Origin of the sequence: Streptomyces sp. NBC_00162 (assembly GCF_024611995.1) — a bacterium.
Lineage (GTDB): Bacteria > Actinomycetota > Actinomycetes > Streptomycetales > Streptomycetaceae > Streptomyces.
In genome coordinates this window covers 163,564-172,867 of the sequence record NZ_CP102509.1, presented here as the reverse complement: position 1 = coordinate 172,867, position 9,304 = coordinate 163,564, and the positions used below count along the sequence as shown (strand labels likewise).

Below are 9,304 nucleotides of genomic sequence, written 5' to 3'. Positions count from 1 at the left end.
CGTTGTCAGGGGACGTCAGAGCTGCGTGGTTCCGCCTCGACTCGGCCTGGTGCGGCTAGGGAATCAGCATGAGCAGGTCTTTCCACCCCCTGAGCAGGGGGTGGAAAAGAGTTTCAAGAAGCGTCATCAGAGCTGTGCTGTTCGGCTCGCGACGAGCTTCCTTTCGAAGAATCCGTCCACCCGTACCGACTGCGCGGATGCTGTGCCTGGCACTGTGACGTCGACCTGGCCGTTGGCAAGGTCCACCGTGGTGCGCGGCCGCTGGTCGACGTAGATGTCCACCCGGTCCACGTTGGTCGCCTTCAGCTTGAGCTGCAGAGCATCGTCCCGGTGGGAGGCGTCCGTGATGGTGACGATGTGCACGGTTCGGGTCCTGAGGAGCTCACCGGCCCGGGCCAGCAGGTCGGCGTTGTCCTCCAGCAGGTCCCTGCGGGTCATGCGGTGGCGTTCGTCGGGGATGACGCCCAGGTCCTCCACCAGAGTGCCCGACAGCGCGCCGACGCGCAGCGTCCGGCGGATCGATACGCGCATGCCCGCCCCATTGGGCAGTGTCGCGTACGGCGACCCTGGTGTTCCTTGTGCCAGCGCGCTGAGCAGTTCGTGGGTCCAGACGTTGGCGCCGCCGGCGCCGGTGTTGTCGTCGGTCCCGAGCACTGGGCCGATCTGATGGTCCTGGAATCCCGCGGCGAAGATTTCGGTCGCGGAGTAGCAGCGCGCGTTGGTGATGAGGACGACGGGTCCGAAGTACTGCTGCCCGACGGCGTTGGCGCCGTCCTCGGGGGTGAGGGGGAAGGCGTTGGAGAAGGTCGCGCCAATCTCGGCGACCTGTTCCATTGACGGAACCCAGGCTCCGAGGTCGATGAAGTTGTTTCCCTGGTGTTGGCGGCAGATGCGCAGGTTGAGCGGGGTGTTGAGGAACTGCGTCGGCTCGGGGACGATCCGGCGGGGGTCAGGACCTGTAGGGCGAACTCGGCGGCGTGGATGTGGCCGCCGCCGTTGTCGCGGACGTCCACGATGAGCCCGTTCTCCGGGAGCTGGCCGATGAGCCGCACGAATTCCTGGACGAACGCCGCCGGGTCATTGACGTCGAAGGTGAAGATCCGGACGTGGCCGAAGGTACCCGAGGGGGTCGCCACTCCTTGAGCCTTGAACACCTTGGGCATCGTGGTGGCGACCTCGCCCTCACGCAGCCAGGGGGCGGGCTCGTCGGCCTGGACGGCCTGTTCCTGGGCGACCACCCTCGGCGCGAACAACAGCACCTTAGCCCGGCTGGTCTCGTCCGCCTCGAGGTCGATGCCCTGGCACAGTGCGGTGGTGCTGACCGCGTCCGCGTCGACAGAGGCTGGCAGGTTGTCTACGATCTGCCAGCTCTCGCGCAATTCCCGCCAACTGCCGTCGGCATCGATATAGCTGACGGTCACCCACTCCTCGAACGGAGGCAGGTGGATCTTGAGTGGGCGCACGGTGAGCGACTGCACGCCGCGGCTGTGCCGGGCGGCAGTGTTGCTGGCGGCGTAGAGGGCGGCGTTGAGGTCGACGGCGGTGGCGATGGGGATGCCGTTCCAGTGGGTGACCACCACGCCGGGCTCGAAGCCTGGTGCGGAGAAGCCGGGGATGACGTGGGTCACCAGGTACTGGGAGCCCCGCCCACCGGTGCACTCCTCGATCTGGAACGGGAGGAAGGCGATCTTGCCTGTGAATGGATAGGGGAGCAGGTAGTTGGTGTGCAGGTCCCGGACGGAGTGGAAGATCTCGGACAGCTCGGCGTGGAAGATCCACTCCTGGGGCATGGTCTGCGGGGTCTGCCGTTCCAGTCGTCTGCGCAGCACGCGCAGGCTCTGCACCGGGTTCACTGTATACATCGCGGTTTTCAGGGGCAGGTGGACGTAGTTCTGCTCGAACAGGACGAGTGCCTGGTCGACGAGGAGCCGGCGTTCGTCCAGGGTCAGGGTGCCCACCCCCTGCAGCAAGGTCGGGATCGTCAAGGCGGTGGCCAGGTGCTCGCGGACCCGTTCGGCCGATTCCTTGATGAATGGGGGGATGGTGGCTGCCGGTGCTCTGTCCGTCGGCTGAAGGTTAGTCCCCGTGCTCACCAGGTCGTCGTCGCCATTTCCCATTGCGCCGGTCTCCTCGGTCTGTGTCACTTTTCAACGAGAGTGGCCGCAACCACGAGAATTGCTTCAAGAAGGAGGAGCGCAGCTCCCCAGCGGTACCACAACGCGCGCCGCGTGATTTGGCTCTCGTTCGAGCCGATGGCCCGCACAAGGCTGTTCGTCACAGCCTCGCGAATCTTCTTCTCATCGCCATCTTGCTTGAGGATCCCGCCCGGGCTAGGGCCGAACTTCCACTTGCTGCAGGGCCAGAGGACGGCCATGGCACACACGCCGATTGCAACAAGGGCCAGCATCAATTCCCACCCGAAACCTTCATGAATGGGCTTCTTCTCACTGACGAGGCCGATGGCGGATGAGAACGAAGCAACGAGTGCGGCCACGGTAAGGAGACCAGTCGCACGGTTTCTCAGGTTTCCAAGGGTTCCGTCCTGCTGCGCCAGCCTGGCGATGGCAGCGGCGTAGGCCAGTTCGTATCTACACAGATCTTCCTGCCGTTCCTCCACGACGGGCCTCCAGCGCATCTCTGGCCGTTTGACGGCTGCCAAGCTGATCAGCGATGGATTCGATGAGCGCTGACTGGTTGGCTTATCGAGGGGCGACCCGGTGGCTCGCCGGCCTCTGATCACCTCGATTCTCTGTGCTCCAGGCAGCAGGGCGTTGATCGACACCCCTGCCGACCTGCTTTCACCGGAACGCCGAGCGTGGTGTTCTGGGGCTGCGTCGACGACGGCGAGAAGTGGGAAGACGCCGCCACCGAATGCATCGGTCTGTGACCGTGGACAGCTCAGACATCGATCCCTCGGAGGGAACCATGGCCGACGTCTGGGTGCTCCGGCGCATCCCCGCAGCCGACGACCATGTCGTGCGCTCCGCGCTCATCCGGACCGACGCCCTGCGCCACCTGGAGGCGAGCGATTACGAGGTCACGGTGCACGAACCGGGCACTCGGGGGGCGAGGAACATCGTCAACGCAGGCCTGGCAGCCGGGAGTGCGTTGACGCGGTTCTCGTACTCGAGGCGGGCCTTGCGCTGGGCCGGGTGGCTTCGTAGGTGTTCGTTGGGTTCTGGCACAGATCTTGGGGAGCGGTCACGGAGGGTGTCCAGACCGCTTCACGTGCGCTGACTCGTCATCGAACGGGTGAGACTGGCCCCTGCATACTGACCGGATGGACGCCCGTCGGCCGTGCCTGAGCTGTGACCACCGCGCGTCCGATCACCCACCAGCAGGCAGTGCGGAACGCAAGCGCCTGATCGTCCGCAAAACCTCGGTCCGGTTCTTCGCGACTTTCAACCAGGTGGGAAGCCGCTCAACCACACTCATCGGGGCCCAAGGCACAAGCTCTCCGCGCTCACGAAGCTTGGCCCCCACGTAGGCCTCCAGCAGATCGAGATGACGCACGTTATAGGCCCACAGGACGTGTCCACAGCAGCTCGTCTGCAACCACACCGGTCGCTGGAAGTAAGGATCGACAGGGCTGCCCACAACAGCAGAGTCGACCTTCCGATCCTTGAAGAAGCCGCACCCCGTGCACCGCAGCCGCCGATGGAGATCCAGGCTCCCGTAGCCGGCAGCCTTCTGATCTGCCGGGATCTCGGGGTGGGGCGTGACAGTGGCGCACCCATCACACCGAGGACAGTGCACCAGAACCTCATCGAGGAAGTCATATCCGTACTTGCGTTCGCGTCGATCTCGAAACCGGTCGCCGGACGCCTCTACATTGCCGCTCACTTGGTCAGCCTGCCAGAACCGACTCGCTGCCCGGCAGGCACCCATCTCGCTCGTCGTGGGTACCGACGGACTGCTGCCCCCGCAGCAGGGGGCCCTGGACTGAGCGGGTCACTGGAGCAGGATCATCTTGCGGAGTAGTTCGAATCCGGCCCGACCGTAGAGCTGCCGCTTGATCTTCTTGATGCGGTTCACGGCGCCCCTCGATGCTGCCGGAGCTCCCGTCCAGAGTGAGCCCAGCTGTCACGGCGTCGAGATCTCGGAGCAGGTGGAGTGCGAAGCCGGTGAGGCCGGGTAACTGGCTGGCATCGACAGCGTCGATCCAGGTGGGAAGTGTGGAGCCGAGGCGGCCGCTGAGGAACTCGCCGAAGCCGCGGAGCTTGCTCGACGACCAGCTCGCTGTGCAGTCGGGTGACGCTGGTGCATCCCTCGGCGAATCGTCGTTCCAGGTAGGGCTTGTAGGGTCTGGGCCGGTTGCCGCGGATGGTGTCCTGCCGGCGTGCGGCGTTCGCGTACCGGAGCACGGTGTTGAGGCCCCAGCCCAGGTGCCGGGCGATCGCCCGGCGCGAATGGCCTTGGGCAAGCATCTCGTGGACCAAGGCGTGTGCTGCCTTCTTCCGCTCGGCCCGCCGGCCGACGGGCTCCGAGTCGTCCTGCGGCCGACCGGAAGTCCCTCCGGGGCCTCCGGCAGCATGCTGGCGGGCGAAGGATTGCGCAGGCAATGCGGTGGGCGGCGACGCAGGTCTCCACGGCTCGGCCGAGGCCCTGCCACAGATGGAACCGGTCGGCGACCTGCAGAGCTTCCGGAGCATCGCGGCGGGCCCCCTCGGCGTAGGCGCCCGCCCGGTCCCGGCAGATTCTCCACGCCAGGATGGCGGTCTAGCCAGGCGGCCAGCGGCCCGGCTTCACGCGTCGGGAGCACATCGACCACCCGGTGGTCTTCGACGCTGGTCAGCACGGTGGAGTAGGTCTGGCCTCGGCGGATCGCGAAGTCGTCCACACCCAGCAGACGCGGCGTGCTGAACCGCGGATCGGGCAATGCCATGACCCTGCGTAACAAGGTCATCCGTCCCGCACCGAAGCCCAGCTGGGCGGCCAGCCGGGCGCCTGCTTGCCGGCCAGCGCGAGCCCTACTCGCTCCAGGGCGTGGTTGAGCCGCGTGGTGAACCGTGCGTGCGGGGCGGCCAGCCGGGAGAACGGCTCGGCGAACGTCCGGCGCGGGCAGTGCGCCGACCCGCAGATGAAGCGCCGGACCGTCAGCCTGATCACGAGGACCTGCTCAGCGAGTGGAAGGTCCTTCAGCCTGCGCTGGTATCGGTCGTGGACTCGGTCCGAAAAGCGGCCACAGTCCGGACGTTCCGCACCGGTCGCGCGGCCTCTCGCCGCCACCTCGACCGTGCCGAAAGCGGCTGTAACCGCCTCGATATCCATTTCGTCGATCCTGTCGGACACCAGCGAGTCCCAAAACGGTGCATTGGTCTGCATGACCAGCACGATCACCGTCCACCGCCGACCACGGCATCGACCGACAAGCACCTGAGGGAGCGTCAATTTCCGCTGTGCAGCGACAAGGCGTACGCCGGCTCACCCGAGCCTGTCCCTCACAATCGAACATCGAGGTGACGCTCCGCTGCAACTCCCCAGGATCTGTGCCAGAACCGAGAAGTAGGAACAGGGGGTCTGCTCGTATCGCGCGATGGCAGCCCGGAAGCAGCGGTCTGGTCACGCGTTCGCGGGTGGCGGGCGGGGCGATGTGGGCCGGATATCGGTCGGCACGGCAGGGGCCCGGGCGCAAGCCACATATTTGAGCGTGTTCAAATATGTGTTGAGCCCGTGGATGCGGGCCTGTCTGCGGGGGTGGAGTTGCTGTGGGACGCATGGGATGGCGGCGTGCCGGGCTGCTGGTGGCTGTCGGCGCGGTGACGGTTGCCTGCAATGCTGCGGCGTACCACGCCGTGGCGCTTTCGGCCGACCAGCTGGCAGGGGAGTGGCGCAGCAGGGAGGGGACGGTCTTGACCTTCCACGCGAACGGAAGTTTCATCAGCGACGGAGTTGCCGGGTTGTCAGCGGCAGAGCGCTGCAGCGACCGGTCGGACCTGTCCTCCGGCAGCTGGCGCTTCGGTTCGGTGGTGGACGAGCCGGTGGACCGCGGTGCCTACCTGCAGCTCACGTTCTCCGGTACCGACTGCAGAATTCCCGTCTTCCTCTTCGGCGAGGCGGAAGATCCCGCGATGTGTCCGACCGCCGGCGAACCGGACGCCGGCTGCGAGTACGACGAATACTTCCACCGCGTCACGCTTGCCGCCTCGCCCTGACCCCGGGTCCAGGCCGGATCCTGCTCGGTGTACGTCGTGTTGAGCACAACCCCGGTCATGAGGCAGGTATCCGCTTCCCCGAGGAAGAGTGCGTTCTCGCCATCGAGTACCGACATTCTCGAAACCCGTTACAGAACCAGCCGGGCGAGTGGCGTCAACAGGCCGTCATGTGACGTCAGCCGCCCGCGGGCCAGGGTGCGGAAAGCGCAACGACTGGGCGGCAGGGAGGAATCCGGCCCCGAGCCCGCCGCCGGCAAGACCATGCCGATCCCCGACAGCGGTGACCCCGGGATGGCGCCCGCTGCGCGATGATCTCCGGCTACGGAAAATGTCGTCAGTCCCGCTCTTTGCGTGCGCTGCAGTTCTCGCCTATGATCATAAGTAAGTACTTACTTGCAGGAGGTGGGGCGTGGACAGTCGTTCACGGGTGGTGGAGGAGGCCATGCGGCTCTTCGGCGAGCAGGGCTACGCGAAGACGACCGTCGCCGAGATCGAGCGGGCCGCCGGGCTCTCGCCTGGGTCCGGAGCCCTCTATCGGCATTTCCGCTCGAAGGAGGAGCTGCTGGCCGAGGGTGTGCGCTCGAAGGTCGCCGAGAATGCCGGGCTGCTCGAACTGCTGGGTGACATGCAGGCCGTTGGCGCGCTGCCGTTGCGCGACCGTCTGGCGACACTGGCTCGTGCCGGCCTGCGGCGTCTGGGTGAGGAGCGCGACCTCAACCGGATCGTGGTGCGTGACCTGGCAGCCTTTCCGGCGCTGCTGGAAGAGGTCCGCGAGGGCGAGATGCGCCGCATCCACGCTGCGGTGGCGCAGTGGCTGAGGATGCAGGCCGGCCCGGGGGAACGGGACTGGGACGCGCTCGCCGTGGTGCTCGTGGGGGCCGTCTCGCACTTCTGGCTGCTGCGGGACGTGTTCGACACCCATCCCAGCGGCCTCGACGAGGACCGCTTGGTGGCTGCCTTCGTGGACCTGGCCGAGGGGTTCCTCCAGCAGCCCGCTTCCTGAGCGGTGGCAGAACAGCCGATCGACCAACACAGATGAATCGGAGTGGCTCAATGAACATCGCATTGTGGACCGCGCAGGGCCTGCTTGCCGCCGTCTTCATGGGATCAGGATTTCTGAAGTCGACGCAGGCGAAGGAGAAGATGATTGCCACGGGCCAGACCGGCGTCGCGCCCTTCCCCCTGTCGGTGATCCGTGTGGTCGCGGCACTGGAGATCGTGGCGGCACTCGGGCTCATCGCTCCCCAACTGACCGGTATAGCCCCAGTCCTCACCCCGCTGGCTGCCGTCGGCCTCGGCGCGGTCATGATCGGTGCCGCAGTCGCGCACTGGAGCCTCAGGGAGTACAAGCAGGTCTTCGGTGCGAACATGCTCCTCCTGGCTGCCTGCATCTTCGTCGCCCTCGGCAGGTTCTGAGTGCCGGCACTCCTCTCGGACGCTCTGAAGAGGGACCAGCCTTGGCTCGCCCCACCCCGGAGGGTGGGGCGAAGTGGCCGCCGACGAGGCCGAGCGCCAGGCCCTGCTCGGGCTCGCCGAGGACTGTCCCACCATCACGGTCGTCTACGAGCCGGCCGCCCGCTAGGGGCCCGGCCCTGTCCCGAGCCGCCGTCGCAGTGGCGTGGGGTGACAAGGGCGCGGATGCGGCCCGGTGGCCCGGGCCGCGTCCGTACAACCGAACGTATCCCCCCTGCAGGGGCTACTTCACAGAGATGAGGTCTACGACGAAGGCGAGTGCTGACCGAGGGGTCCTCTCTGTGAGGTGTCGGTTGTGCGGCCCCGAGGGAAGCCGCTAGTTTTGAGCATGTTCAAATAAAGGTGTGCGGTCGCAGGGCCGGACATCCAACCTCCGGGAGAGGTCTGTGAACATGCGCGGATGGCGGGCGATCGTTCTCGCGGTGACCGGGGTGGTGCTCACTGCGTCCTGTGGGTATGCCGCAGCGATCCACTCTGCGGAGATTCCGCAGGACGACCTGGTAGGGACATGGACCAGCTCTGCCGGGACGTCCCTGACCTTCTCGAAGGAACACACCTTCACCGGAACGGGTTTCGACAAGGTTGAGGCGCTGGGTTGCGGCAATCCCGAGACACTGTCCACTGGGCGCTGGGCGTTCTACGCCCGCGCTGCAGGCCGTGGGGGTGCCGTCCCCGACGAGACCGCCACGCGTGGCCATGACCTTGAGCTGTCCTTCACCGAGGATCCGACGTGCACGGTGTGGGTCTACCTCTACGGCGATGCAGAGGACCCCAGCATGTGTCCCACGCAGGACCCGGACGACGGTTGCCCTCCGGGCGGTTACCTGAGGCAGGATGAGGCCGCTTACCACTCCTGATGCCCGTTGCCGCCCGCGGCAACGCACACCGTTGCCAGCCCCGACCACACCGACAGACTGCCAGCTCGAACCTTTCAACCGCCGGTCGCAGGCAGGAATACGCTCCGAATGACGCTCCCCGCCAGTTGGCCCTTCATCCTGGACGGCGGCGCGGCGGGAGGCGTACACGAACGACCAGGGTCAGCCGACCTCCCTGGTTGGGGTGACGGCCCGTTCGAACAGGCAGAAGGCTGATCAGGATCCGGCGGAGTAGCTCCCTTCCGCGGACGCGCTGTGCCCGTATGGCGCCGAGTGGACCGCGACGAAGCGCCGCTGGAGCCTCGTTGTCGACGAGGTGGAGAAGGACCGGCTTGCTAGAACGGACCTGGTCATCCGGCTTCGCACGTGCTCACCTCACCAGGCTGGCGGGCGGGACTGGTCACCGCCTTCGATCTCCTCCGGCCAGTCGATGGGCCTGCAGTCCGTCCGGCTCAGGATGCCGGGGTCGGGAGCGTAGCCCTCCTCGGGCGGTCCGGACCACCAGGCCCGTCGGGTACGTGGAAGGGGTATTTCCACCAGCCTGCCATCGTGGATCATCCAGAGGCCGAAGCAGTCGTCCTCCTCGTCGTGGATCAGTACCTGTACCGTCTCCGGACGAGGCCACGGCAACGACTCCAGGTGCTTGAGCAACCCAGACCTGCCGCCCATGCGCTCGAACTCCGCACCCCAGCCGAAACCCCAGCGATTCGGGTTCATCTCGGCGAAGCGCGCCCGCCAGGTACGGGTGGGGTCGGGCAGCGTCAGAGCTTCCATCACCTCGTCCGCGTTCTGGGCCAGCAC

Annotated in this window: 10 protein-coding genes and 3 pseudogenes; 5 read left to right on the top strand and 8 right to left on the bottom strand. The window is 66.5% G+C overall.

Annotated features, from left to right (window positions below; all coding sequences use genetic code 11):
- Nucleotides 1-126 precede the first annotated feature (126 nt).
- The 7 genes and pseudogenes from JIW86_RS00970 to JIW86_RS00940 form a co-directional block, all read right to left on the bottom strand.
- Entirely contained in the window at nt 127-438 is a 312-nt protein-coding gene (locus JIW86_RS00970) for a hypothetical protein (RefSeq protein ID WP_257559627.1), read from the bottom strand.
- Between the two features lie 204 nt (nt 439-642).
- Nucleotides 643-834 (bottom strand): annotated as a pseudogene (locus tag JIW86_RS00965) (S41 family peptidase); the annotation flags it as partial.
- 113 nt (nt 835-947) lie between these two features.
- A pseudogene (locus tag JIW86_RS00960) lies at nt 948-1,163 on the bottom strand (S41 family peptidase); the annotation flags it as partial.
- Between the two features lie 977 nt (nt 1,164-2,140).
- A complete protein-coding gene (locus tag JIW86_RS00955; protein WP_257552063.1) occupies nt 2,141-2,617 on the bottom strand; it encodes a hypothetical protein in 477 nt (158 codons plus the stop codon).
- 710 nt (nt 2,618-3,327) lie between these two features.
- Nucleotides 3,328-3,843 carry a hypothetical protein gene (locus tag JIW86_RS00950; protein WP_257552062.1) on the bottom strand — a complete coding sequence of 172 codons (516 nt, stop codon included), beginning with the start codon at nt 3,841-3,843 and terminating at the stop codon, nt 3,328-3,330.
- Between the two features lie 188 nt (nt 3,844-4,031).
- On the bottom strand, nt 4,032-4,427 hold the full coding sequence (locus tag JIW86_RS41520) for a hypothetical protein (protein WP_416237649.1): 396 nt from the start codon (nt 4,425-4,427) through the stop codon (nt 4,032-4,034).
- Between the two features lie 475 nt (nt 4,428-4,902).
- Nucleotides 4,903-5,325 (bottom strand): transposase family protein, encoded by a 423-nt coding sequence (locus JIW86_RS00940; RefSeq protein ID WP_257552061.1) that lies wholly within the window; start codon nt 5,323-5,325, stop codon nt 4,903-4,905.
- Between the two features lie 383 nt (nt 5,326-5,708).
- Between JIW86_RS00940 and JIW86_RS00935 the strand changes: the two genes are divergently transcribed.
- The 5 genes and pseudogenes from JIW86_RS00935 to JIW86_RS00915 all read left to right on the top strand — a co-directional run.
- The gene (locus tag JIW86_RS00935; RefSeq protein WP_257552060.1) at nt 5,709-6,155 is read left to right on the top strand and encodes a hypothetical protein; all 447 of its coding nucleotides are present in this window, start codon (nt 5,709-5,711) and stop codon (nt 6,153-6,155) included.
- Nucleotides 6,156-6,564: 409 nt separating this feature from the next.
- Nucleotides 6,565-7,158, top strand: a complete 594-nt coding sequence (locus JIW86_RS00930) for a TetR/AcrR family transcriptional regulator (protein ID WP_257552059.1) — start codon at nt 6,565-6,567, stop codon at nt 7,156-7,158.
- Nucleotides 7,159-7,208: 50 nt separating this feature from the next.
- Entirely contained in the window at nt 7,209-7,571 is a 363-nt protein-coding gene (locus JIW86_RS00925) for a DoxX family protein (RefSeq protein WP_257552058.1), read from the top strand.
- Between the two features lie 443 nt (nt 7,572-8,014).
- Nucleotides 8,015-8,485 (top strand): hypothetical protein, encoded by a 471-nt coding sequence (locus JIW86_RS00920; RefSeq protein WP_257552057.1) that lies wholly within the window; start codon nt 8,015-8,017, stop codon nt 8,483-8,485.
- A 127-nt stretch (nt 8,486-8,612) separates the two neighbouring features.
- A pseudogene (locus JIW86_RS00915) lies at nt 8,613-8,837 on the top strand (HNH endonuclease); the annotation flags it as partial.
- A gap of 41 nt (nt 8,838-8,878) precedes the next feature.
- Here the strand turns inward: JIW86_RS00915 and JIW86_RS00910 are convergent.
- Nucleotides 8,879-9,304 carry a hypothetical protein gene (locus tag JIW86_RS00910; protein WP_257552056.1) on the bottom strand — a complete coding sequence of 142 codons (426 nt, stop codon included), beginning with the start codon at nt 9,302-9,304 and terminating at the stop codon, nt 8,879-8,881.

Coding starts and splice junctions, on each gene's coding strand:
- JIW86_RS41520 (WP_416237649.1), bottom strand. CDS start 4,427: ATGCTTGCCCAAGGCCATTCGCGCCGGGCGATCGCCCGGCACCTGGGC.
- JIW86_RS00940 (WP_257552061.1), bottom strand. CDS start 5,325: ATGCAGACCAATGCACCGTTTTGGGACTCGCTGGTGTCCGACAGGATC.
- JIW86_RS00925 (WP_257552058.1), top strand. CDS start 7,209: ATGAACATCGCATTGTGGACCGCGCAGGGCCTGCTTGCCGCCGTCTTC.
- JIW86_RS00970 (WP_257559627.1), bottom strand. CDS start 438: ATGACCCGCAGGGACCTGCTGGAGGACAACGCCGACCTGCTGGCCCGG.